The organism is Enterobacter sp. RCC_40 (assembly GCF_041360735.1).
GTDB classification, from domain to species: Bacteria; Pseudomonadota; Gammaproteobacteria; order Enterobacterales; family Enterobacteriaceae; genus Enterobacter; species Enterobacter ludwigii.
Genome location: NZ_JBFUPR010000001.1, coordinates 293,768 through 317,671, shown reverse-complemented (window position 1 = coordinate 317,671; position 23,904 = coordinate 293,768). Strand labels below are relative to the sequence as shown.

Annotated in this window: 21 protein-coding genes; all 21 read right to left on the bottom strand. The window is 44.3% G+C overall.

Going from position 1 to position 23,904, the window contains the following annotated elements:
* Positions 1-4: 4 nt before the first annotated feature.
* A complete protein-coding gene (gene ugd, locus AB6731_RS01375) occupies positions 5-1,171 on the bottom strand; it encodes a UDP-glucose 6-dehydrogenase (RefSeq protein ID WP_032680648.1) in 1,167 nt (388 codons plus the stop codon).
* A 237-nt stretch (positions 1,172-1,408) separates the two neighbouring features.
* Positions 1,409-2,290 carry a glucose-1-phosphate thymidylyltransferase RfbA gene (gene rfbA, locus AB6731_RS01370; protein ID WP_059305481.1) on the bottom strand — a complete coding sequence of 294 codons (882 nt, stop codon included), beginning with the start codon at positions 2,288-2,290 and terminating at the stop codon, positions 1,409-1,411.
* Positions 2,290-3,375 carry a dTDP-glucose 4,6-dehydratase gene (gene rfbB / locus AB6731_RS01365; RefSeq protein WP_371005794.1) on the bottom strand — a complete coding sequence of 362 codons (1,086 nt, stop codon included), beginning with the start codon at positions 3,373-3,375 and terminating at the stop codon, positions 2,290-2,292. The genes rfbA and rfbB overlap by 1 nt, the downstream gene beginning before the upstream one ends.
* 91 nt (positions 3,376-3,466) lie before the next feature.
* Positions 3,467-4,873 (bottom strand): NADP-dependent phosphogluconate dehydrogenase, encoded by a 1,407-nt coding sequence (gndA, locus tag AB6731_RS01360; RefSeq protein ID WP_023325612.1) that lies wholly within the window; start codon positions 4,871-4,873, stop codon positions 3,467-3,469.
* Positions 4,874-5,024: 151 nt separating this feature from the next.
* Positions 5,025-6,461 (bottom strand): undecaprenyl-phosphate galactose phosphotransferase, encoded by a 1,437-nt coding sequence (locus tag AB6731_RS01355; protein WP_371005793.1) that lies wholly within the window; start codon positions 6,459-6,461, stop codon positions 5,025-5,027.
* A 14-nt stretch (positions 6,462-6,475) separates the two neighbouring features.
* Positions 6,476-7,621: a UDP-galactopyranose mutase gene (gene glf, locus AB6731_RS01350; RefSeq protein ID WP_044858457.1), complete on the bottom strand. Its 1,146-nt coding sequence runs from the start codon at positions 7,619-7,621 to the stop codon at positions 6,476-6,478.
* Positions 7,618-8,388, bottom strand: coding sequence for a DUF4422 domain-containing protein (locus tag AB6731_RS01345; RefSeq protein WP_371005792.1), 771 nt, complete (start codon positions 8,386-8,388; stop codon positions 7,618-7,620). Before AB6731_RS01345 ends, glf begins: the two co-directional genes overlap by 4 nt.
* Positions 8,388-9,371: a glycosyltransferase family 2 protein gene (locus AB6731_RS01340; protein ID WP_371005791.1), complete on the bottom strand. Its 984-nt coding sequence runs from the start codon at positions 9,369-9,371 to the stop codon at positions 8,388-8,390. The genes AB6731_RS01345 and AB6731_RS01340 overlap by 1 nt, the downstream gene beginning before the upstream one ends.
* Positions 9,356-10,525: a DUF6418 domain-containing protein gene (locus AB6731_RS01335; protein ID WP_371005790.1), complete on the bottom strand. Its 1,170-nt coding sequence runs from the start codon at positions 10,523-10,525 to the stop codon at positions 9,356-9,358. The genes AB6731_RS01340 and AB6731_RS01335 overlap by 16 nt, the downstream gene beginning before the upstream one ends.
* A 186-nt stretch (positions 10,526-10,711) precedes the next feature.
* Positions 10,712-11,677 (bottom strand): polysialyltransferase family glycosyltransferase, encoded by a 966-nt coding sequence (locus AB6731_RS01330; protein WP_371005789.1) that lies wholly within the window; start codon positions 11,675-11,677, stop codon positions 10,712-10,714.
* Position 11,678: 1 nt separating this feature from the next.
* Positions 11,679-12,902: a lipopolysaccharide biosynthesis protein gene (locus AB6731_RS01325; RefSeq protein ID WP_371005788.1), complete on the bottom strand. Its 1,224-nt coding sequence runs from the start codon at positions 12,900-12,902 to the stop codon at positions 11,679-11,681.
* Positions 12,903-12,913: 11 nt separating this feature from the next.
* Positions 12,914-13,963, bottom strand: coding sequence for a pseudaminic acid synthase (gene pseI, locus AB6731_RS01320; RefSeq protein WP_371005787.1), 1,050 nt, complete (start codon positions 13,961-13,963; stop codon positions 12,914-12,916).
* Positions 13,964-13,996: 33 nt separating this feature from the next.
* Positions 13,997-14,584: a UDP-4-amino-4,6-dideoxy-N-acetyl-beta-L-altrosamine N-acetyltransferase gene (pseH, locus tag AB6731_RS01315; RefSeq protein WP_371005786.1), complete on the bottom strand. Its 588-nt coding sequence runs from the start codon at positions 14,582-14,584 to the stop codon at positions 13,997-13,999.
* A 9-nt stretch (positions 14,585-14,593) separates the two neighbouring features.
* Positions 14,594-15,694, bottom strand: coding sequence for a UDP-2,4-diacetamido-2,4,6-trideoxy-beta-L-altropyranose hydrolase (gene pseG / locus AB6731_RS01310; protein ID WP_371005785.1), 1,101 nt, complete (start codon positions 15,692-15,694; stop codon positions 14,594-14,596).
* Positions 15,678-16,382 carry a pseudaminic acid cytidylyltransferase gene (pseF, locus tag AB6731_RS01305; protein WP_371005784.1) on the bottom strand — a complete coding sequence of 235 codons (705 nt, stop codon included), beginning with the start codon at positions 16,380-16,382 and terminating at the stop codon, positions 15,678-15,680. The genes pseG and pseF overlap by 17 nt, the downstream gene beginning before the upstream one ends.
* The gene (gene pseC, locus AB6731_RS01300; protein ID WP_371005783.1) at positions 16,383-17,534 is read right to left on the bottom strand and encodes a UDP-4-amino-4,6-dideoxy-N-acetyl-beta-L-altrosamine transaminase; all 1,152 of its coding nucleotides are present in this window, start codon (positions 17,532-17,534) and stop codon (positions 16,383-16,385) included. It abuts the gene before it with no gap.
* Positions 17,534-18,532, bottom strand: a complete 999-nt coding sequence (gene pseB, locus AB6731_RS01295; protein WP_044857605.1) for a UDP-N-acetylglucosamine 4,6-dehydratase (inverting) — start codon at positions 18,530-18,532, stop codon at positions 17,534-17,536. The genes pseC and pseB overlap by 1 nt, the downstream gene beginning before the upstream one ends.
* Positions 18,533-18,917: 385 nt before the next feature.
* On the bottom strand, positions 18,918-19,814 hold the full coding sequence (galF, locus tag AB6731_RS01290) for a GalU regulator GalF (RefSeq protein WP_020883269.1): 897 nt from the start codon (positions 19,812-19,814) through the stop codon (positions 18,918-18,920).
* Between the two features lie 177 nt (positions 19,815-19,991).
* A complete protein-coding gene (gene wcaM, locus AB6731_RS01285; protein ID WP_025203690.1) occupies positions 19,992-21,383 on the bottom strand; it encodes a colanic acid biosynthesis protein WcaM in 1,392 nt (463 codons plus the stop codon).
* Between the two features lie 12 nt (positions 21,384-21,395).
* On the bottom strand, positions 21,396-22,616 hold the full coding sequence (wcaL, locus tag AB6731_RS01280; protein ID WP_014170810.1) for a colanic acid biosynthesis glycosyltransferase WcaL: 1,221 nt from the start codon (positions 22,614-22,616) through the stop codon (positions 21,396-21,398).
* The gene (gene wcaK, locus AB6731_RS01275; RefSeq protein ID WP_024908095.1) at positions 22,613-23,893 is read right to left on the bottom strand and encodes a colanic acid biosynthesis pyruvyl transferase WcaK; all 1,281 of its coding nucleotides are present in this window, start codon (positions 23,891-23,893) and stop codon (positions 22,613-22,615) included. Before wcaK ends, wcaL begins: the two co-directional genes overlap by 4 nt.
* Positions 23,894-23,904 lie beyond the last annotated feature (11 nt).

The window sequence follows — 23,904 nt, the reverse complement described above, 5'->3', positions numbered from 1 at the left end:
AGACTCAGTCGCTACCAAACAGATCGCGGGTATACACTTTATCCGCCACGTCGGCCAGTTCTTCCGCCATACGGTTAGAGATAATCACATCCGCTTCCTGCTTGAACGCATCCAGGTCACGAATCACACGAGAATGGAAGAATTCATCCTCCTGCATCGCTGGCTCATAAATAATTACCTGAACGCCTTTAGCCTTAATACGCTTCATGATCCCCTGAATGGAAGAGGCGCGGAAGTTATCAGAACCGCTCTTCATGATCAGGCGATATACGCCCACCACTTTCGGCTGACGCGCGAGAATGGAATCGGAAATGAAGTCTTTACGCGTACGGTTTGCATCAACAATCGCTGAAATCAAATTGTTTGGCACAGCCTGATAGTTCGCCAGCAACTGTTTGGTATCTTTTGGCAGGCAGTAGCCGCCGTAACCAAACGACGGGTTGTTGTAATGGTTGCCGATACGCGGGTCGAGGCACACCCCTTCGATGATCTGGCGGGTATTCAGGCCCAGACTCTCGGCATAGCTGTCCAGCTCGTTGAAGTAAGCCACGCGCATTGCCAGGTAGGTATTTGCGAACAGCTTGATCGCTTCGGCTTCGGTGGAATCGGTAAACAGCACCGGGATATCTTTCTTGATTGCGCCTTCCTGAAGGAGAGCAGCAAAACGCTCCGCACGCTCAGAGCGCTCACCGATTACGATACGGGATGGGTGCAGGTTATCGTATAACGCCCTGCCCTCGCGCAGAAACTCTGGCGAGAAGAAGACATTATCAATACCCAGCTCTTCTTTGATTGATTTAGTGAAACCGACCGGAATGGTCGACTTAATCACCATCACCGCGTTTGGATTGATTGCGATAACGTCTTTAATAACCGCTTCAACGGTAGAGGTGTTGAAATAGTTCGTTTTTGGGTCGTAATCGGTTGGCGTCGCGATGATGACATAATCCGCATTGCGGTAGGCATCTTCTTTATCCGTCGTTGCACGGAAATTCAGAGGCTTGCTTGAAAGATAATCCTGGATCTCTTTATCCACAATCGGCGATTGTTTCTGATTAAGCATGTCCACTTTGGCCTGCACGATGTCCAGCGCGACCACTTCATGGTTCTGCGCAATCAAGATACCGTTTGAAAGGCCAACATAGCCTGTTCCGGAAATGGTTATTTTCATTCGTTTGGCTTCTTCAGTATGAGTTTCTGGTGACATCTAAGGGTCACCACAATGAATAACTGGTGGTTTTTTATCGCTAATGCTAATTCACTGTCAAGGTGCATGCCTGGCTGAAGAATACGTTGACTCCACAGATATCGTTATCACAACAGAGCATGAAGTACCGGGTTTCCAGCAATAGTGGGGCACTTAACGCTTATAGACCCATAAAATGGATAAATAGCGGACTGACTCAAATCAGACTAATCCCTTGGTAAGGTTAAGCAGATATTGACCATATCCCGTCTTTTTAAGTGGCTCTGCAAGCAGCAGAAGTTGTTCCGCATTAATAAATCCCCTACGAAAAGCGATTTCCTCTGGGCAAGAAACCTTTAGTCCCTGTCGCTCCTCTATCGTTGCGATAAAATTACTCGCCTCAATCATACTTTGGTGTGTTCCGGTGTCCAGCCAGGCGTATCCTCGTCTCATCATTGCGACAGACAATCTGCCCTCTTGCATATAAAGACGGTTGATATCGGTGATTTCCAATTCACCCCTATCCGATGGGCTCAAACTTTTAGCCATCTCAATGACATCATTGTCATAAAAATAAAGACCGGTTATGGCGTAATTACTTTTGGGTTGTTGAGGTTTCTCCTCAAGACCAATTACGGTCCCTTCTTTGTCAAATTCAACAACACCATAACGCTCCGGATCGCTGACATGATAGGCAAAAACGGTCGCCCCTTCTTCCTGACTTGCAGCCCCTTCAAGCAGTCGCGGAAGGTCATGTCCATAGAAAATGTTATCCCCTAACACCAGTGCACAGTTGTCGTTTCCGATAAACTCTTCGCCAAGGATAAAGGCCTGAGCAAGCCCGTCGGGGCTCGGTTGCACTTTATACTGCAGACGCAGCCCCCACTGGCTACCATCACCCAGCAGTTGCTCAAAACGCGGCGTATCCTGTGGCGTGCTGATAATAAGGATGTCCCTGATGCCAGCAAGCATCAGTGTTGATAGCGGATAATAGATCATCGGCTTATCGTAAATCGGCAACAATTGTTTACTTACCGCCATCGTGACGGGGTAAAGACGTGTGCCAGATCCGCCAGCTAAAATGATACCTTTACGCTTAATCATTACTTACGTTCCCCATAATTCTGATCAATCCAGCTTTTATAGGCGCCACTTTTAACATTAGAAACCCATTTCTGATTGTTCAAATACCACTCAACGGTTTTGCGAATACCACTTTCAAAGGTTTCAAGCGGTTTCCAGCCCAGTTCGGCACTGATTTTGTGAGCGTCGATCGCGTAACGGCGGTCGTGCCCTGGACGGTCAGTAACATAAGTAATTTGTTCCCGATAGGAGCGTTCCTTGGGCACGATTTCATCCAGCAGATCGCATATAGTGTGTACAACCTCGATATTTTTCTTCTCGTTGTACCCTCCAATATTATACGTTTGCCCCACGACACCCGTTGTCAGAACGGTATAAAGTGCACGCGCATGATCTTCCACGTATAACCAGTCGCGGATCTGATCGCCCTTACCGTAAATGGGTAAGGGTTTACTTTCCAGAGCATTCAGGATGACAAGTGGAATGAGTTTTTCCGGAAAATGGTAAGGCCCATAGTTATTGGAACAGTTTGTCACAATTCCCGGCAGGCCGTAGGTACGTAGCCACGCGCGCACTAAATGATCGCTGGAAGCTTTTGATGCTGAGTAAGGGCTACTTGGTGCATATGCCGTTTTTTCAGTAAAGAGTGGCAACGGAGTAGCTTCATGATATTCGTCTGGATGAGGCAAATCACCATAGACTTCATCAGTTGAAATGTGATGAAAACGAAATGCAGATCTTGCTGCTCCGTTCAGTGACGACCAGTAAGAACGGCTGACCTCTAACAAAACATAGGTGCCAACAATATTGGTTTCAATGAATTCAGCCGGTCCAGTAATAGAACGGTCAACATGGCTTTCAGCCGCCAAATGCATCACCGCGTCAGGCTGATGAGTGGCAAATATACGTTCTATGGCATTTTTATCGCATATATCAGCATGCTCAAAAACGTAACGTTCACTATCACTTACTTCACGCAAGGATTCCAGGTTACCGGCATAGGTTAATTTATCAACGTTAACAACGCTATCCTGAGTATTGCTAATAATATGTCGTATAACCGCGGAGCCAATAAACCCGGCACCGCCAGTAACTAGAATTTTCACGCAGTCTATTCCGTTAAAGTGAGTTGAGTGGATTTTACAAGATAAAAAAGCCCGGTATCGCTACCGGGCTTTATGGAATGGCAGAATCAGATTAATCCAACCATTCTGTGTGGAACACGCCTTCTTTATCAGTGCGCTTGTAGGTATGCGCGCCAAAATAGTCGCGCTGCGCCTGAATCAGGTTCGCAGGCAGAACGGCAGCGCGGTAGCTGTCGTAGTACGCCACTGCTGCGGAGAAGGTTGGTACTGGAATACCGTTCTGAACGGCATAAGCAACCACATCGCGCAACGCCTGCTGGTATTCGTCGGCAATCTTCTTGAAGTATGGCGCCAGCAGAAGGTTAGCAATACCCGCGTTTTCCGCATAAGCATCGGTGATCTTCTGCAGGAACTGCGCACGAATGATGCAACCTGCGCGGAAGATCTTCGCGATTTCGCCGTAGTTCAGATCCCAGTTGTTCTCGTCTGACGCGGCACGCAGCTGAGAGAAGCCCTGCGCGTAAGAGACGATTTTACCCAGGTACAGAGCGCGGCGAACTTTCTCGACAAATTCAGCTTTGTCACCCGCAGGTTTAGCCTGTGGGCCAGACAGCACTTTGGATGCCGCAACACGCTGCTCTTTCAGGGAAGAAATGTAACGCGCAAATACGGATTCGGTGATCAGAGACAGCGGTTCACCCAGATCCAGAGAGCTCTGGCTGGTCCATTTACCGGTACCTTTGTTCGCAGCTTCGTCCAGAATCACATCAACCAGGTATTTACCCTCTTCATCTTTTTTCGTGAAGATATCTTTGGTGATGTCGATCAGGTAGCTGTTCAGCTCGCCTTTATTCCACTCGGTAAAGGTTTCAGCCAGCTCTTCGTTAGAGAGATTCAGGCCGCCTTTCAGCAGGGAGTATGCCTCTGCAATCAGCTGCATATCGCCGTATTCGATGCCGTTGTGCACCATTTTGACATAGTGACCCGCACCGTCCGGACCGATATAGGTCACACAAGGCTCGCCATCTTCAGCAACGGCTGCAATTTTAGTCAGAATTGGTGCAACCAGCTCGTACGCTTCTTTCTGGCCGCCAGGCATAATAGATGGACCTTTCAGCGCGCCCTCTTCACCACCGGAAACTCCGGTACCGATGAAGTTGAAGCCTTCAGCGGACAGCTCACGGTTACGACGAATGGTGTCCTGGAAGAAGGTGTTACCGCCATCAATGATGATGTCGCCTTTTTCGAGGTAAGGTTTCAGGGAGTCGATGGCTGCATCGGTACCTGCGCCCGCTTTCACCATTAACAGGATACGACGAGGTGTTTCCAGAGACTCAACGAACTCTTTAACCGTATAGAAAGGAACCAGTTTCTTGCCCGGGTTCTCAGCAATCACTTCTTCGGTCTTATCACGGGAGCGGTTGAAAACGGAGACGGTATAACCACGGCTTTCGATGTTGAGCGCCAGGTTGCGCCCCATCACTGCCATACCGACAACGCCGATTTGTTGCTTGGACATTACATACTCCTGTCAGGTGTGGATACCCCGCCGTAAAGATAGCGGCGGGTAAAGTGAATAACATGTTAACTCAGGTTTAAGGCGAGAAGGTAGCAATAGATGTGCTCTTCAGACTCAACTTAAAGGGCATTAAATAGCAGTCTGTGCTGCATTAATATGCGCCATCGCGGTGGAGAACTACCTTTACAGTTTTAAAGAGAATGGCAATGTCATTCCACAGCGACCAGTTTTTAACATACCAGGAATCAAAGTAAACGCGCGTGTCATAATCAACGTCATTACGCCCGCTTACCTGCCACAGCCCCGTCATCCCAGGTTTTGCCATCAGATAATAGTCCACATTATCATCATAGCGAGGCAACTCTTCCGAGATGATTGGTCTCGGGCCAACCAGACTCATCTGTCCTTTTAGTACATTAAATAACTGAGGAAGTTCATCAAGACTGGTCTTACGAATAAAGCGACCTACGGGCGTGATTCGAGGATCATTTTTGAGTTTAAAATCGCGTTCCCATTCTTCACGAGCCTCAGAGTCAGAATCAAGAAGTTGCTGCAATACTTCCTGGGAATTCATCACCATAGAGCGGAATTTATAGCAGGGGAAAAGTTTGCCATGCCTTCCAACGCGCATATGCCCATAGATTGCCGGCCCACCGTCGCGAGTGACTTTGTACCAGAGATAAATAAGCAGTGGCGACGATATGAGGATGATAAGTAAGGAACAAACAATATCGAAAGTGCGTTTTAGGAAGCGCGAGGTTCGCTTTGCAAGATTATTATGTATCCGTAACAGCATTACTTCGTGGCTGAAGATGAATGACATATCGGTGTTATAAAGCGGTAAGCCGCGTAGCGAAGGAATAACCGTTACGGAACGACAGTCTTTTTTAGACAATTCACGTAGCCAGTTCATCGTTTTATCACTATTTTCCATTTCAAAGGCAACAATGAAATGGATATCCCCGGTTTTCTTCATTTCCCAAAGAATATTGGGATCATGCAGAACAGGGAGTCCCTGCAGCATCGTTTCTGAAGACTCTTCATCATAAAATGCAACGACATCAAAGCCTAACATCTCTTCACTTTGTAAGGCGAAATAAGCCTCAACAGCATTACTTCCGCTTCCTATGATGACAGTTTTTTTCTTCCAAATACCAAGTCGATTCAGAAGCTGTTTGGTCATTGCTCTGAAAAATGGAAGCAAGATTAACGCGAAGGTCCAGCAAAAGACCCACACATACCGAGAAAATTGCCATTTAGAAAAGGCCACAAGGGCCAGATCAAATACGGCAAAAATAACGATTGTCCGGATGATTTCCTTTAACTCAAACCAAAATGGTTTGCGATAAGAATAATGGCGTAACCGAATCCAGAACCATCCCACACAGATCACGCTCAAAACGACATGAGAGATGATACGCATCTCCAACTGATTATCCGGTATAAACCGATACAGATCGTTAAAGATCCAGTACACACAACCTATAGAAAGCGCAAGTGAGATATTAAAAAAAATAAAATCCGAGGCTGCCAGAAAAAACTTACATAGCAACGGGTTATATTTATTCAAAAAATTATCCGTATCCATGACAACACCTGAGATTAGCGAGGATTTATATTAAATACAGGCATTGGCTCCTGATTTTTTTGGCATTCGAGATATTTTTTGGCGACGTCAATGGCTTCGCGGATAGTAACGTCCATATCCAAATAGCGATATGTGCCAAGGCGACCAACAAAGGTAGTGTTTTTGAGCGCCTGTGCTTTATCCAGGTAGCGGTTGAGTAACTCTTTTTCCTTTACCATACGAATTGGGTAATAAGGGACGTCTTTTTCAGTACACAAACGGCTGAACTCGCGGTAGCACGTCGTATTTTCGTGTGATTCCCATGGAGAAAAATGCTTATGTTCGGTGATTCGAGTGTAAGGGACGTCTTCCTCACAATAATTGATAACAGCCGTCCCTTGATAGTCGCCTTCAGCAGAAAACTTTTCGAAATCTAGCGTACGATACCCGAGACGCCCTTCGCTAAAGTTAAAGTAACCATCAAGCGCACCTGACCAAAATACATGCTGGTAGGCATCGCCTTCATCCGCAGAAAACTCAGTATCTGTTCTCACTTCGATCAATTCATGATCGAGAATCTTTGCGACCATATCGGTATAGCCTTCTTTAGGCATGCCCTGATACTTGTGGTTGAAGTAATTATCATTGTAGTTAAATCGTAACGGGAGACGTTTCAAAATACTTGCCGGCAATTCTGTCGGTTCAACGCCCCATTGCTTACGCGTATAACCCCGGAAAAAAGCTTCATAAAGCTCACGACCAATCATGCTGATTGCCTGCTCTTCGAAGTTCTGTGGTTCGACAATAGATTTATCTGCTTTAGATTCGATGAAGGCGCGAGCTTCATCAGGGCGCAGCGTTTTATTGAAAAACTGGTTAATCGTGTGAAGATTAACAGGCAACAAATAGACGTTGCCTTTGTAGATAGCCTTTACGCGGTTTGTATAAGGCATAAATTCTGAATAATCATTTACGAAATCCCAGACTTCTTTATCATCCGTATGGAAGATATGGGGTCCGTACACATGTAACATAACATTAGTCTGCGGATCACGTTCAGAATGGCAATTACCTGCAATATGAGAACGCTTATCAAAAACAACGGATGATGTTCCTTGCTCTGCTAACAGCCTGGCGATAACAGCCCCAGAGATTCCTGCACCAACAATAGCAACTGTCATTTTGTTCCCCAAAAATGTCTTTTTAATAATCCAATACCCTTCAGAAGCAAGTTCTCACCATCAATATTGACTACTGGCATATATTTGATGATCAGCCGACCGCGCTGATGATGAAGCCATACATTGAAAAGTCTTTCTGCCATAAAACCAAATACGCGTTTTTGGTACGCATCATAATTTTGGTAGTCGATTTTTTGTTCCAACGCGAACAGCAATGGAAAAAGCCAGGCAAAATACTCATCAATTAATGATTTTTTACAAACGAACATGTTGTAAAGGCTGATCTTAGTCCCCTCCATGACCCGGTCGAAATCAGCGACATAATCAGGCTGCTGCAAAACAATCTCGTCACGCAGCTGAGTATAGTCGGACTCATGGTGAGCGTGGATATAATGGCTTTTGATACTGGTGATGAAATAGTTGCGTGGCTTTGCTACGAGTATATCAGCACTTTTCAGCATCTCGGTCATTTCTTCAGGAGACGCAATACGCTTGCCTTTTACCGTCAGGTTGCTCGTGGAGGAGGCAAAATAGCGACGATAGTGTGCAAGGCCTACAACTTCTTCCTGAACGTTTTTCCAGATCCAGTAGGCAGCAGTGAGTTCACAGAATGATGGATTCAGGAGGGCGATGTTGTCGCCTGTAGAGTCTCTCAACGCTTTTTCAGCAATGGATTCTTTAGATGTTCCCACTTGCAATGGCGTATAAGCATTATGCGAAGGGAATGTATATTCTTTGTGACTAACTGTAAATATTTTAAGAGGCATCAGTGATTCCTTTTATCAGAAAATAAAACAACTGGCCTCAGGATTTTTTCAATAGCATATAAACCAATCGGATATTTTGATACAATAGATAATATTTTAAACTTAAAGTTAGATAAACTCTTTATAATTTCCCAAAAAGTTAATTTATTAAACTCTTGATTAATCACCCTTCTGTATTTTGCTCGTTTAAGATGGTTATTAATACGAACCAGGCTTACAACACACGACTGAGATAAATTTACCAATGCAGTAGAGTAGAAGATAAAATCAATTTCACCACATTCATATCTTTCCTTCAACAAATTTACAGCGTCAAACAATTCGAATTGTTTTTCAGCAGATATAGTTGTAATGGAACCGGATCTTTTCCGATAGCCATATAAAGGAGAGCCAATAAAAGCAACAACACTTGCATGTTGTGTTATGTAAGGAGATGTATATACATCTTCATATATGACACCAACCGGAAACCTATTGTTATCATAAACTTTGCGTTTAGCCACCCGCGCCCACGCAAAATTAGGCATCCGAGCCAAATTTTCGCGACCAGCATACTCAATTGGAACATGTTCGACACATTGAGCGAGTTCTTTCAAATCATTGCTATTAAAAAACTTTATGAAATTAAAATAGACTACATCCGCATCATTCAATTTCAAGGCGTTATTAAGTACTTCAATTAAAACTGGACTGACTACATCGTCGGAGTCTACAAAAATAATATATTCCCCTATGGCATGCTGTAGACCATAATTTCTTGCATCAGAAAGCCCACCATTTTCCTTATTTAGACATTGAAAACCTATATTCGCCCTGCAAAACTGTTCGGCTATATCTTTTGAGTTATCAGTAGAACCATCATTCACCAATATACATTCGCATTGTTCTGTCATTATTTTTTTTATGGAATCAAGGCATTCTTCTAAAAACAATTCAACATTATAAATTGGAACAATAATAGAAAATTTTATGTAGTTATCCATTTCTTGAAATAAACCCTTTGGATTACACAACAGTAGAAAATTATGAATATAGTAAAAATAGTAAATTTAGCCGAGAAGAAATAATACCAATCCGACATAATACTAATTTGAATGATAAAATAGTAATATTTAATCACAATGAAAGCGAACAAAAGGTCTCTCATTATTATTGCATTTCTCATCAACCATGTGCCAAAACCGGCTACAAAGCCGAAAATAATCGCCACAATCGGCCCTAATGCGCTACCAAAGAAAAAGTTATAGTTTGCAGGTGCACCCATTGTAAATCTCACACCATTCTCTAAAAACCTACTAAATACATCCGGTGGAGTAATTTGCTGCATAAGATAATACATACCATAAATATTGTCATTACTACCCACACCAAAAGCGTTACGTAATAGCCACATTAAACTCAGGTCAGGATTTACCGTGTCTGTCACAGAATCGATTGCCCACCAAACCTGTGCTTGTAATGCTATCCTCTCAAGTAAATAGCGAATCCCATCTGAAGGGTTACCATAAATTGCGGCATAACTTAGATATGTGGAGAGAATAAAAATAATTAATACTATTAATACAAAGATAAAAATTTTTGGTTTAAATAACATTGTGATCAAATCATTTCTTGAATAATACATTATAGGTATCATAAAAAACAATATTGATAACGAAGGCCCCGTAAATTTCTCACCACCTATGAATTGCATAAATATTGAGGCAATAAGTAATGCCAGGTATTTTTTATGTTTTGTTTCCGTGTATTTAATACCTAAAAGAAAAGAAAACTGGAGTAACATAAATTGTAGATATCGGCCCCAGGATGGGGCTACTGTATTCCAATATTCGAAACGATCAATACTATTCGAGTTTGGAGTTCCATATTTTAAATATAAAAATGCAAGACCTATAAAAGAACCAAACATTATAAATTGAATCGCGGAATTTAGCGTTTTATTTATTATAAAATCCATTGTGAAGGTAGGCTGGAGTATTTTATTAAGCGCTCCTGTAAACATTATCGCACTTAATAAGAAAGTTAACGCTGTAAATCCCACACGAACTGTTGCTCCACTTAACTTTCCAAACATTCGAATTTCAGAAAGATATGCTCCACTTTCAACAATTGCGCAACAAATAATCCCTACACTCATACTGTATATCATTATGATATTAAGGACTGATTCTTCTTTTTTATTTCTTATAAATAATGAGACAATCAATAACCATGAAATTATGAATGTAATATTCAAAAACCATGATTCAATACCTATTATATTTAAACACCATATTAAAAAGGCAAAAATAAAAACAATAAAAATGGGCATATTAGCGCTCACTTACAAAACATTTATAATCTCGGCTAGGCTCATGCGAGGACTTGAATACTTATCGAATAACGACTCCTGCAAAGCTGAACAGCTCACCTTAGTATCTAGTTTGTCAAATCTTAGTCTGAATGTTGGAACTTGATAAATTATATTTAGCAAAATAAGAGATGTGCTGTTGAAGCCAAGCACGGCGCGGCAATTGCGATAGTCAAAACAAAGTTCTACCGGTGTCAATGTGTCAACTAGTTTAACGCCAATATTTTTATAGAAATGCAAATCTTCTGAAGGATGTGCTTTTACTATAACTTTAGCCCCTAAGGCATTTAAAAAATTTATTTGTTGCTTTAGAAAATCCTCGTATTCTTTATTATTCAGAACACCAAGTTTGACCCAAGGCTGCGTTAACAAAAGGAAATATCCATTCGTAGCCATCTCTTTTGGCTCGCAGTGATCTTTGATAAAGTCAATAATATCTTTATTTGGTTCTTGACCATAGAAGAGTTTCCATATTTTGTTAGCAAGAAACCCTCTTTTAACGAATGTGTAGATAAATGCGTATAGATAAGCTTTGATCAGATTAGGGCTTCGTTCACGCATGTAAACTTTTGCCATTGCATCAACGCTATTTACCGAACCGATCCCTTCATCAATAACAACATTAGAAATAGACGAGGTAATATTGTGTAAACGCATTAATATAGCTGGTTTAATACCTACAGAACCGATGAATATATGAATAATTTTTTTGTAAGAACCAGCACGTACAATTTCACCCTGTTCAACAAACTCAACCTTTCCTAACCATTTCTCAATAACAGCAGGATCAATTTTACTACTAGACAAGAATCTCTTATTATTTTCGTAGCATAGTTTGAAATGTTCAGCATGCTCTGTTTTTAACTTATGGATATATGAGGATACGTAAACCAAATGACTTTCATTCAGCACTCCAGAAATAAATATTAAATCGGCCATTTCACCCTGTCTTGCAAAATTTAAATTTTGCCAAGAATAGTATTATTATGCCTATAAGTTGACTTATAGCTATTCCAAGCGATGAATAAAGAGAACCTAAAGTAAACATTAAAATAACTGAAATGAAAAATGCGATCACACTAGAAGTGATTATGGCCTTATCATTATTTTTTGCATATAATTCAAAATGATAGACTAGAGATATACAATAAATCACCGCCCCCGATAAGAGCACATAAAATAAAGGTAAAGAATTTAAAAAATCTTTTTTCCCAGAGTACTTAGAAAGTAACGGCACACACAAAATTAGAATAAATGATATAATAACACTAGTTAAAATCAAATATTTAAGGAATTTTCTTTTTGTATTAATAAACTTTTCGTTCTTTCCCTCTTTAGCATATTTTACTAATTTCGGATAGAAAAGCATAACAACACCGGCATCGACGAATGCCATTATTGATGACGAAAAACTGGAGAAATAGGAATAAATCCCAACTATCTCTTTACTACTGTATAAGCCAAGAATATATCTATCAGCAGTAAATATACCTCGTAGCGATAGCGTGGAAATTAGTAATGGTAAACAAACTTTCATGCCTTCAATAATCCACTTCCAATCAATTTCGGATTTGAGTATCAATGGCAAAGGAGTTTTTTTTAATATTATGCTAATAAAAAGCAAACTTATGATTTCTGCTGCTATCCAAAAAAACCATATATAATCAAAATCAACATGATCATTGATGAAAACAAAAATTATATAAATATATACCCAAAGTCCATTGCGAATAAAGAATTGAATATTTGCGCTCAATGGATGTTCATATATTACCAATAATCGCATAACTTCTTGCGAGCAATGTTCTAAGATAATTAGCGTGACAAAGATGATAGCTAAGTTTATCCATGGTGGAGAAATAATAAGACCTATCAATAAACATGAAATAACTAAGAGATAGTGTAAAAAATAAAGAGAGAACTGATTTTTTAAGTATGAAGCTTGTTTTGTCTCTGGTGCACCAATTATTTTCCGTGAAGAATAAGTATAAAAATCAAATCCCAATAAGTAGCCAACATAGCTCACCCCAGCAACCACTAAGGCATATTCGCCCAAGTTTGACAAGTCATAATAATGGCTAATAAATATTATGAGGATAAACTTACTGGCTAATGCCCCCCCTCTTAAAGAGAGAGGGAAAAGTTTATTAAAAATAGCTCTCATAAAAAATGATTCTAATTTTCAATAAATTTGAATTGAAGTGGAGTCCCTATTTTAAGATCTTGATTTGCAACTTTTCCAAGCACCTCTTCATAGTGCTTTGGCGCTAAACCAAATCCAGGACGAATGCTCTTAACATTTTCACTGGTTAGTTTTTCACCTTTTTTTACATCCTTAACCACATAAAGTGATCGACGGAATTTAACATTCCCTTTTTCACTTTCTTTACGTTCGTAGTTAACGCGTCCCAGTGCTTTCCAGGCTGTTTTTGCATCTCGGCACAGCGCTGTTAATTCTGCAGGCTCTAATGAAAAACTATCATCAGGTCCGCCGCCGTTACGATCGAGCGTGACATGCTTTTCAATCACACATGCACCAAGTACGACTGAAGCTACTGCTGTCGTGTTATCTATAGTGTGATCGGATAGACCGGCAATAACACCAAACCGTTCAGCCATATCGGGTATCGTTGCAAGATTGTATTCTTCAGCTGGAGCAGGATAACCACTTACACACTGCAGCACGACTAATTCTTTACAGCCCCCTTCTCGTGCAGCGGTTATCGCTTCAAGTATTTCTTGTTCGTCGGCCATTCCAGTTGAGATTATCATCGGTTTACCTGTCTTTGCGACATACTTTATAAGCGGTATATCAATAGCTTCAAAGGAGGCTATTTTATATGCAGGTGCACCCAAATCCTCGAGCAGATCGACGGCGGTAAAATCAAATGGACTACTGAAAATTGTTATGCCTAATTCTTTAGCTTTTTCGAACAGTGGCTTATGCCATTCCCATGGCATTTGGGCACCTTTGTATAAATTGAATAGCGTTTGGCCATCCCATAAACCGCCATGGATTTGGAAGTCTTCTGTATCACAATCGATGGTGATGGTATCCGCGCGATAAGTCTGTAATTTTATCGCATCCGCACCTGCAGCTTTTGCCTCTTCCATAATCTTAAATGCGCGATTAATATCACCATTATGGTTCGCAGAAAGTTCTGCAATAATATACGGTGGAAAGTCTTTCCCAATCTGGCGGCCGTCAATAGAAATGCTACTCATTTTTTACCTCAAAATACATTTTAATTAAAACGTTCAGATAATAACTTCATATTGGGAGAAGATCTTCGAATACTTATCTTTCAAAGCCTGACGGATAGCTTCCCATCCTTCTTTCGTCAACCCCAGATAATGAACACCGAGCCTTTCGCCATTTTTTAAAATGTTCGATTCTCTGAAACCTTCTTTTTTAAAACCAAACTTCTCATGTAACCGAACAACTGCATCATTGTGCTCAATAACTTCACAGTTCAATTTACTGAGGTTGAGTTCATTGAAAACATAGTCAATAACAAAAAATTCAAGCACTGCGCCAACACCTGACCGCGCAGTTGCAGTAAGATAGTACGCCCAATCGGCTTTTTGATGTGTATTATCAATGGCATTTACACTCACAACACCTACGGGCTCTTCGTTTTCGATAACCACAAAAACAATATTTCTATTATCCGTATTCAAGCGTGTAAGCCAGTTGCCATGTTCTTCTGTCGAAATGACGTGATCGGTATACATCCATTTTCTTACCTGATCTTCATTCCTGATAAGACGAACGCTTTCCTGGACACCTTTGGAGGTATGAACAATATTAACTAAATTTAATTTTTTAACGTTCGGATTAGTCATAGTTCTTCCTTAGATATTAACCTGCATTTTACATAAAGACGTAACTACGCGCTGCAATCCTGCGCCGTCGCACAACGCGAAAGACCTGGCTACCAGTTCCTGATATTCATCCTGCAACTTATGCCAGGCGCACGATAAATCCTCTTCAGAAAAATCAGTATCGCTGAATACAATGAAGCCTTTATCGATGAGCTTTTCAACTATAACTAATTGATTTTCAGCAATGGCCAAGTTGATTGTAGGTAGTCCTAAAACAGCTCTTTCCCAAGTGGTACTGCCTAAAGCTCCAATTGCGATATCATTTTCAAGCATTACCTGAGGCATGTTATTAATATTTATTAATACCTCAACATTAAACTTACACTCTTTAGCGATACGTATTATTTCATCTTTATGGGGACAGCTTACGCCCAGGACTACCGTAATCAGATCTATTTGCGTATCTATATTATTAGAAATCTTTTTAAGAAGCGCACCAGTGATATTATTTATATCAACGCCGCCCATAGTAATTAATACCTTCCGGGGGGAAGCAATATTTTTGCGTTTTTCATAGGCTAGAGAACGCAATTGAGCAAAATCTTCTCTAAGCAACGCGTAGTCAGTACCCATTAATAAAATACATTCTGATGAAACAAAGGGTTTATATTCAACGCTTTGTCTCTCCAGCGTTGAATCAATCAAAAGATAACATTCATGTTTCCTGTTACATAAATCATCAATTACAATTATTTTTGCTTCAGGGAAATGAGATTGGAAAATTTTTTCCCACGAATCATCCAAGGAGTAATGATCCGTTATCATAGCATCCGGAGTAAAGTTATTAGACTTACAAAGGTCGATGGACTTGATTGCATCATCGCGTTGCGTTCCACCCAGCCAAAATTTTTCATTTTGGATATATTCTTCACCGGAATCAGGTCCTGTGGGAATAATAAACACGTCGAACGATCGTGATTTAATAAGTTCTATTAGATTCCCAGGATGTGCTTTCGTGATGAAGACACAATGTGCCCCTTTTTTTCTTAAAGCATCCGCGAGGGTAAGGCAACGAACAACATGTCCTGAGCCAATGGAAAGAGAAGCATCGACCCTAAAAGCGATTTTCATCTTTGACTCTGTTAATCTCAAACATCATTTCGGCCAAACGCCAGTCTTCCAAAGTATCGATGTCCTGTACCCGTTCTCTAGGTAAGAGCAGTGGAGTTGCATGCGATTTGAAAACAGCTTTCTCCATCAACCACGCCTCAATGTTTCCCCAGTAGAATTGGCCAGCATCATGCCATGCCTCAACTAAATCCTGAGATCGGACATTGAATTGTTCAGGGTCGAACATGCTGATTTCGTAATCAGTACTAATTTTCAACGCGCGCTGAATGGGATAAGGAAAACTCGTGACAGAAAAACAATAATCACTATTCTTTTTCTTGATAAGTTCTAAACCTTTTTCTAAATCTTCAGGTTGTATAAAAGGCGCTGTTGCATATATACAACAAACATAATCCGGCTTAATACCCTGAGATAAGATCCAGTCAGCGGCATGATGAATAACTGGGATGGTTCCCGCATAGTCATTTGATAACTCGGCAGGGCGCATAAACGGCACTTCCGCACCATATTCACGTGCAACCTTAGCAATCTCTTCATCATCTGTTGAAACAATGATTCGATCAAAGACGCCGCTCTTTTGAGCGGCTTCAATGGACCAGGCAATCATTGGTTTCCCACAAAATTCTTTAATATTTTTGCGTGGAATACGCTTACTGCCACCACGCGCAGGAATGATTGCCACGTTCATTTAAAAGAACTCCCGAATGCACTGGATGACGTAATCCTGCTCTTCATCAGTTAAGGTGGAGTACATAGGGATGCTAATCGCACGCGCGTAATAGTCCTCCGCGACCGGGTAATCTCCTGCTTTATGCCCTAACTGCTCATAATAAGGTTGAGTATGAACGGGGATATAGTGAACGTTAACACCAATACCTTTGTCACGCAGGTGATCAAACAATGGCTTGCGCATTGCAGGATCCTTTACCGTTAACGGGTAAAGATGTAACGCACTGTAACCACTCTCTGATTGCAGAGGTGTAGATACGGGAATGCCCCCAAACGCAGTATGATAACGTTTTGCGATTTCATGGCGACGCGCCACAAATTCGTCGATACGCTTAAGCTGGGTAACACCCAGTGCTGCCTGCAGTTCGGTCATGCGGTAGTTCAAACCAAGATCAACCTGCTGGTAGTACCAAGCACCTTCAGACGCTTTGGTCATTTTATCGCCGTCACGCGTAATGCCGTGGCTGCGGAAAAGCTGCATGCTTTCAGCCAGTGCTTCATTGTTCGTCAGCGCCATACCGCCTTCCGCCGTGGTGATGATCTTAACGGGGTGGAAACTCAGAATGGTGATATCAGCAAAACAGGAGTTACCAATTTTGGCCCCCTGGTAGTTGCCGCCGATAGCATGGGATGCATCTTCAATAATGGCAAAACCATACTCTTTCGAAAGCTGGTAAATCGCTTCCATATCGCATGACTGTCCAGCAAACGCCACTGGCACAACGATTTTGGGTAATTTGCCTTCAACTTTCGCCGCAATGAGTTTGGTTTCTAGCGCTGCAACGCTCATGTTGTAAGTCTGCGGATCGATATCCACAAAGCTTACATTTGCATCGCAATAGAGCCCACAGTTTGCCGAAGCTACGAAGGTGTTAGGCGATGTCCAAAGCCAGTCACCTTTTTTCAGCCCCAGTGCCAGGCATGCAATATGAAGTGCAGATGTCGCACTGTTTACCGCAACAGCGTGTTTAACGCCGACGTAATCAGCAATGGCCTGCTCGAACTGTGGAACACATGGCCCCTGAGTCAAGAAATCAGACTTCAGTACGCCCACTACTGCATTGATATCTTCATCAGAGATATCCTGCCGTCCATAGGGGATAAATTTCATTAGATATTGCCTACTTTTTCACGATTATCATCAATCCATTGACGCAGCTCTTCAATGCTCATCCATTCTGCATTGCTATCACTTTCGTAAACAAAGCCTTCTGGAACGCGCTTGCCATCTTTAATACGTTCAGGAGAATCGCACCAGTTATGGATTGCAGGCAGGATTTTGAAGTGTTCAGGATACTCATAGGTGTAGTGAGCATCTTCAGCGCTAATCATCTGCTCATGCAATTTTTCACCAGGACGAATACCAATCACTTTCTGAGCAGCATCTGGCGCAACGGCTGTTGCGACATCCGTCACTTTCATTGAAGGGATTTTCTTAACGTAGATCTCACCGCCTTCCATATCATTAAAGGCATGCCACACCAGCTCAACGCCCTGTTCCAGGGTGATCATAAAGCGGGTCATACGGTCATCAGTGATTGGCAGTTCGCCCTTGTCTTTAATGGACAGGAAGAAAGGAATAACGGAACCGCGGGAACCCATAACATTACCGTAACGAACTACAGCAAAGCGGGTTTTGGTGGCACCAGAATAAGAATTGCCGGCGACAAACAGCTTGTCAGAGGCCAGTTTAGTCGCACCATACAGGTTCGCTGGGCTACTTGCCTTGTCAGTCGATAGTGCAACTACACGCTCGATACCTTTATCAATACACGCATCAATAACATTCATCGCGCCATTGATGTTGGTTTTTACACATTCGAATGGGTTGTATTCTGCTGTGGGTACGATTTTCGTGGCTGCGGCATGGACCACGTAATCAACACCATCCAGCGCACGGTACAGGCGATCTTTATCACGCACATCACCAATGAAGAAGCGGATACGACTTTCATCTTTGAAATGTTTAGCCATTTCCCACTGTTTCATTTCATCTCGGGAATAAATAATAATTTTCTTAGGATTATATTTTTCCAAAGTCATGCGGACAAATTTATTACCGAAAGAACCTGTACCGCCAGTTACCAGAATCGTTTTATTATCAAACATGTTTTTCACCAGAAAATATCAACATATAGGTTGCTACAATTGAACAGATTGTAACCCAGACCCGCAAAGGCATTTTCCCACGCTACCGCCCCTGGCTTTACAGCTACCAGTGCACTGAGAATAATCAAGACGTGTGAGTCTTTACGATCAAAACCAGAAAGATCGCTTACCGGACCAATCGCAAATGTGATGACAATTGTCGTCCTAATTGACTGGAGAAACAAGCAAAAATCGTTAAGTAAAGAAACAAAACGACAACCTATAACTGTCTGTAATATATCATCATTTGTAAAAAAAACGACAGCACCCACTCACCAGGACTTTACCGTCCATATGAGGGATTGCTGTCGTTCATCGACATTTGGCCCACGCAATATAATGCGTATCAGTCGTTAGCCAGCAACTTCTCAATCCGGCTTCTGAACTTCTGACCTTCCTTCAGGTTACGCAGGCCATACTTCACAAATGCCTGCATATAGCCCAGTTTCTTACCGCAGTCGTAGCTGTCACCGGTCATCAGCATCGCATCAACAGACTGCTTCTTAGCCAGTTCAGCAATCGCATCGGTCAACTGGATACGGTCCCAGGCACCCGGCTCGGTTTTTTCCAGCTCGGCCCAGATATCCGCGTTGAGAACATAACGGCCAACGGCCATCAGGTCAGAATCCAGCGTCTGCGGCTGATCCGGTTTCTCGATAAACTCAACGATGCGGCTCACCTGCCCTTCCGTCTCCAGCGCTTCTTTAGTCTGGATAACAGAGTACTCAGAGAGATCGCCTTTCATGCGCTTAGCAAGTACCTGGCTACGGCCCGTTTCGTTGAAGCGCGCCACCATTGCCGCCAGGTTGTAACGCAGCGGATCGGCAGATGCGCTGTCGATAATGATATCCGGCAGTACAACGATGAACGGGTTGTCACCCACGACCGGGCGCGCGCAAAGAATGGAGTGGCCCAGACCCAGCGGCTGCGCCTGACGCACGTTCATGATGGTTACGCCAGGAGGACAGATAGACTGCACTTCAGCCAGCAGCTGGCGTTTTACGCGCTGCTCAAGCAACGCTTCGAGTTCGTAAGAGGTGTCGAAGTGGTTTTCTACCGCATTCTTGGAGGAGTGCGTAACCAGGACGATTTCTTTGATCCCTGCAGCAACAATTTCATCGACAATGTATTGAATCATCGGTTTGTCGACAATCGGCAGCATCTCTTTAGGAATGGCTTTTGTGGCTGGCAACATATGCATGCCCAGGCCTGCTACCGGAATGACTGCTTTCAAATTAATCATTATTTCTTCCACCTTAAAATGGTTGACGAATTATAGCTCTTTAACCTGTTTTCGCCAGCATGATTTGCCGTGATTCTTATATGATGTTAGGGGACCACATCACAAAAAACAGTAGTTGTAATCTGAATAGATCGCGTTTCTGTGCCAGGAATAGTCGCAAAAAAAGACAATTGTCGATTATCTGTGCGGGAGCGCAAAATTCAGCCGCTCCGTATTCACCACCTGCTGGTCCACGCGGTCAATATCCACGGAGCTCTGCCCTTTCTCATTCACAGCCTTGATGTTCGCCAGCGACAGTAAGGTCTCATCTTTAGCCATAAACTTGCCTCGGACATCCTTACGCAGGTCGAAATTCATCTTCAGCGCCGGGCCGACGGCAGCTTCCTGCATCACGTTGATATTACGCAAGAAGAGGTGCTGCGGTTTGTTGTGCAACTCAAGCGTAGCCCGCTGCATCTCAACGTTGGTGATGGCCACAAAGGAGGTGGCGTTGCCGGAGGAAATTTGTATTCCGCGCAGTTTGTACGCAAGCTGGCGATTATCCAGGCGAATGTCGTTCAGCTTAAAGTTCTGAGGTATCGAGAGATAGTCGCCCTTTATTACACCGTAGCCGATCAGCATGCCGGCACTATTGACCATATCGACATTATCAATTATGAAATTATCACAGCCATAAATGGCTACCGTGGCGTTGTCTATTCCCGCCTTCTTGCTGAAGTCAGGAGTGATATTCTTGGCCTTAATATTGCGAATAATAAAGTGCTTACCGTTTTCGACGTGGACTAACTGACGACAGTTGCTGCCGGTGATATTTGCCACCACGAAGTTCTTCACGGTTTGCTTTTCCGGATAATCGTTGTCGTAGGTGCTGCCGGCGAGACCAATGCCGATGCCCCAGTTGATCTTGCCGTTCGTACAGTTAATGTTGTCAATCACATGATCGGAGATCAGGATGTTACGGTCATTAATGGCGACGTTCCACTCAATCGCGTCGCCCTGGAGATGGCTGAATTTACTGTTAGTGATGCGCGCGCCATCTATCTGATTATGGAATCCCTGGCGCAGGATGGCGTAGTTCGCCTGGCTTACGCTGATGTTATCAATCAGCAGGTTGCGCATGACGCGCGGCTTTTTGCCGCCAATGTAGATCTGCGTCACCGGTCCAAAGCCGCTCATTGCCAGCCCTTTAATCACACAGTCTGAACCGCGAATGTCCAGCGTAATGTTCTCCGTGCGGCCGTCACCTTCACCAATCACTTTACTGCCTTCCTGCAGCACGAAGCGTCCGCGACCATTGCCCGTTAACGCACCGCGGATCAGCAGCGTTTTACCGTCAGGAATGAAAATGCCCGTATTGATGTTTTTACAGGTGAGCCCGGCAGGGACAACAACGGTGTCGCCTTCGTTAAACGCCTGCTTAAAGGCGGCGATCCAGTCGTTGTTATTGTACTGGTTAACAGAGACCGTCTTTCCGGTTGCCGCCCGCGCAATGCGGGACGACAGCAGCGGCGTAGCCGCCAGGACGGATAAAGAAGAGACAAAGGTGCGTCGGGTAATCTTTTTCAGCATACAACCTCGGCGTTACAACGTTTGCAGCAGGCTCGCTAACTGGCGATTAATCACCTGCTGGTTAAAATCTGCTTCAACTTTTTGTCGGGCGTTGTGGATAACGGGCTCCAGCGCCTGTTGGTCGATGCCGCTAAATTCGGCTAAACGATCCGCAAGGGCCATCGCATTATTCTCCGGTACCAGCCAGCCGGAGTAATCAGACTTGATTAACTCCGGGATCCCGCTGTGCAGGGTCGACACCACCGGAATACCGACGGCCATCGCCTCCATTAACGCAACCGGGATCCCCTCCATATCGCCATCGGCGCCGGTCACGGAAGGCAGCAGGAATACATCCGCCTCATCCAGCATGGCCTTCACCTCGTGGCTTGGCTTAAAACCTGGCATCTCCACGTAATCTTCCAGCTGATACTGTTCGATAAGCGTGCGAAGACGACGCTCCCACGGGCCAATACCGAGAATGCGATAGCGGAAATCCACGCCGCGCGCTCGCAGCTGGCGGCAGGCTTCGATGGCGACGTGCAGACCTTTTTTCTCCGTCAGACGCGCAACAGAGATTATCTGCAGCGGTTTTCCCGGCACCTTGACCGGGCGGCGGGTAAAGCGCTCTAAATCCACGCCCATACGCGAAACGGTGATTTTTTCCTGCGGACAGCCCATGTTTTTCAGACGCCCGGCCCACAGGTCGCTGATGGGCAGCATCATGTCGCCACGGCGGAAAAGCTGCTGATACTCCGGCGTGTAGTGGTTCAATACTTCGCGGCTGGAGATGTCGATACCGTGGAAGATGGTCGCAATCTTACCGTCAATCACCCCCAGCTCACGCAGTTTGGCGGCGGTCACGCCCGCCGGGCCAAAGTGAGCAATAAACACATCGGCGCGGTACGGCTGCGCCGTTTGACCACAAATGGCGGACAGGATCAGGTTGCGAGATTCCGCGCCATAGCGGGAAACATTCAGCGCGCGCCAGGTCGACGCACGATGGATCCCGCGTAAGGTCTGGCTGGCCCGGTGGCGCAGCTTATTTACTCTTCCTGAGGGCTCGTCCTGCAGCCAGCGGGTTTTCGCCTCCAGTCCATACTGCGTATACGCCGCATGGGTATTTTGTGTATCGCCCTTTTGCAGGGCGATGATCTCCACGTCGTATCCCATATCGATAAACGCGGTGATTTGGTTCAGCACAAAGGTTTCAGACGACAGCGGAAATTTCAGTAAGAAGAAACCAACCTTCATTTCCCCTCCCGGACGCGGTCGAGCACCGATTTCACCATCCCAATTCCCTTCTCGCGCTCGGCTTTCACCGCGACGGCCAGGCGTTCATTGATGGCAGGCAGTTGCCCCAGGGTATCGCCCACCATCGCGCCAAGCGAACCATCCAGCAGATGACGAATATCAACGGCCATTTCAGGCATGCCAAGCTGCTGCATAATGCCGGCTGACTTGTGCTCGTAGTTAATCGCAATGGCCGGCGTGCCAAAGTTCATCGAAATGATCGCCGAGTGCAGACGCGTGCCCACGGTGAGGTCACAGGCTGAGAGCAATTTGCCCATCTCGAGGTCGTTCAGTTCGTCCATCACCACGTGATAACGGGACGGATCGTTTACCAGGTTGCGCAGGTTCAGCGCCACCATGCGGTCATCTTTGTTATAGCTGTCGATGCCGGTACAGGTTGAAAGCGCCAGCACCTGGTATCCGCTGTCCAGCACGCGGTTAACCACGTCAGCAAACGCTTTCTCATACGCCGCCTGGGTGGTGCCTAAACGTTTATCAAACGGCGCGAGTTCGCGCAGGGTGATGGCGACCGTTTTCTGTTTCGCCGCCACGTCCAGCCAGTGCTGCACTGCGTAGCTCGCCTGGAAACTGTCGTCCTGATGATCCACCAGCCAGGCGGTGTCCACCCCGTGTTCCACTTTAGAGGTGTCAATCTCACTGCGTTTCATCATATCGAGGCTTACCGACTCACGCAGGATCAGAGCATCGCAGTGGCCGAAGACATAGTTTGCCAGCTGGTTAAACTGCGGATCCTGAAACGGCCCGACGCTGTGACCAATCATAAACAGCGGTTTTTTCGCCATGAATGTGCAAAGTGCGTGCTCAAACTGCGGCACACCGTAAAGATCGACGAAGAACGATCCGCCGACCTGAATAATGGCGTCGTAGCCCGACAGCAGTCGAACGAAATCCGTGAAGCCCTGAGCAATGGCGATGTTACGCAGCTTGCCGGTATCAGTTACACGGGACAGCAACACCTGGTGCTGATAGCGACGGCGCAGAACTTTCTTCACGCGTCCCATCACGCCGGCGGCGTTGTTGTGCTGCTTCATCTGGCTGTAGAGCGGGTCGCCCATTACCGGGCGGTTCAATAACCAGGAAGAGCTGACCGGATAACGGCTCATCACGTCCACTTCAGTCTCAGGCTTAAGGGTGTTAATCGCATCCAATAAACCGCGCAGAATGGCGCTGTCGCCACGGTTGCCGCAGGTATGGTTGCCAAGAATAAGTAATTTCATAATGGCCTCTT

Coding starts and splice junctions, on each gene's coding strand:
- ugd (WP_032680648.1), bottom strand. CDS start 1,171: ATGAAAATAACCATTTCCGGAACAGGCTATGTTGGCCTTTCAAACGGT.
- rfbA (WP_059305481.1), bottom strand. CDS start 2,290: ATGATTAAGCGTAAAGGTATCATTTTAGCTGGCGGATCTGGCACACGT.
- gndA (WP_023325612.1), bottom strand. CDS start 4,873: ATGTCCAAGCAACAAATCGGCGTTGTCGGTATGGCAGTGATGGGGCGC.
- AB6731_RS01355 (WP_371005793.1), bottom strand. CDS start 6,461: ATGGATACGGATAATTTTTTGAATAAATATAACCCGTTGCTATGTAAG.
- glf (WP_044858457.1), bottom strand. CDS start 7,621: ATGACAGTTGCTATTGTTGGTGCAGGAATCTCTGGGGCTGTTATCGCC.
- AB6731_RS01345 (WP_371005792.1), bottom strand. CDS start 8,388: ATGCCTCTTAAAATATTTACAGTTAGTCACAAAGAATATACATTCCCT.
- AB6731_RS01340 (WP_371005791.1), bottom strand. CDS start 9,371: ATGGATAACTACATAAAATTTTCTATTATTGTTCCAATTTATAATGTT.
- AB6731_RS01335 (WP_371005790.1), bottom strand. CDS start 10,525: ATGAGTGTAGGGATTATTTGTTGCGCAATTGTTGAAAGTGGAGCATAT.
- AB6731_RS01330 (WP_371005789.1), bottom strand. CDS start 11,677: ATGGCCGATTTAATATTTATTTCTGGAGTGCTGAATGAAAGTCATTTG.
- AB6731_RS01325 (WP_371005788.1), bottom strand. CDS start 12,902: ATGAGAGCTATTTTTAATAAACTTTTCCCTCTCTCTTTAAGAGGGGGG.
- pseI (WP_371005787.1), bottom strand. CDS start 13,963: ATGAGTAGCATTTCTATTGACGGCCGCCAGATTGGGAAAGACTTTCCA.
- pseH (WP_371005786.1), bottom strand. CDS start 14,584: ATGACTAATCCGAACGTTAAAAAATTAAATTTAGTTAATATTGTTCAT.
- pseG (WP_371005785.1), bottom strand. CDS start 15,694: ATGAAAATCGCTTTTAGGGTCGATGCTTCTCTTTCCATTGGCTCAGGA.
- pseF (WP_371005784.1), bottom strand. CDS start 16,382: ATGAACGTGGCAATCATTCCTGCGCGTGGTGGCAGTAAGCGTATTCCA.
- pseC (WP_371005783.1), bottom strand. CDS start 17,534: ATGAAATTTATCCCCTATGGACGGCAGGATATCTCTGATGAAGATATC.
- pseB (WP_044857605.1), bottom strand. CDS start 18,532: ATGTTTGATAATAAAACGATTCTGGTAACTGGCGGTACAGGTTCTTTC.
- galF (WP_020883269.1), bottom strand. CDS start 19,814: ATGATTAATTTGAAAGCAGTCATTCCGGTAGCAGGCCTGGGCATGCAT.
- wcaM (WP_025203690.1), bottom strand. CDS start 21,383: ATGCTGAAAAAGATTACCCGACGCACCTTTGTCTCTTCTTTATCCGTC.
- wcaL (WP_014170810.1), bottom strand. CDS start 22,616: ATGAAGGTTGGTTTCTTCTTACTGAAATTTCCGCTGTCGTCTGAAACC.
- wcaK (WP_024908095.1), bottom strand. CDS start 23,893: ATGAAATTACTTATTCTTGGCAACCATACCTGCGGCAACCGTGGCGAC.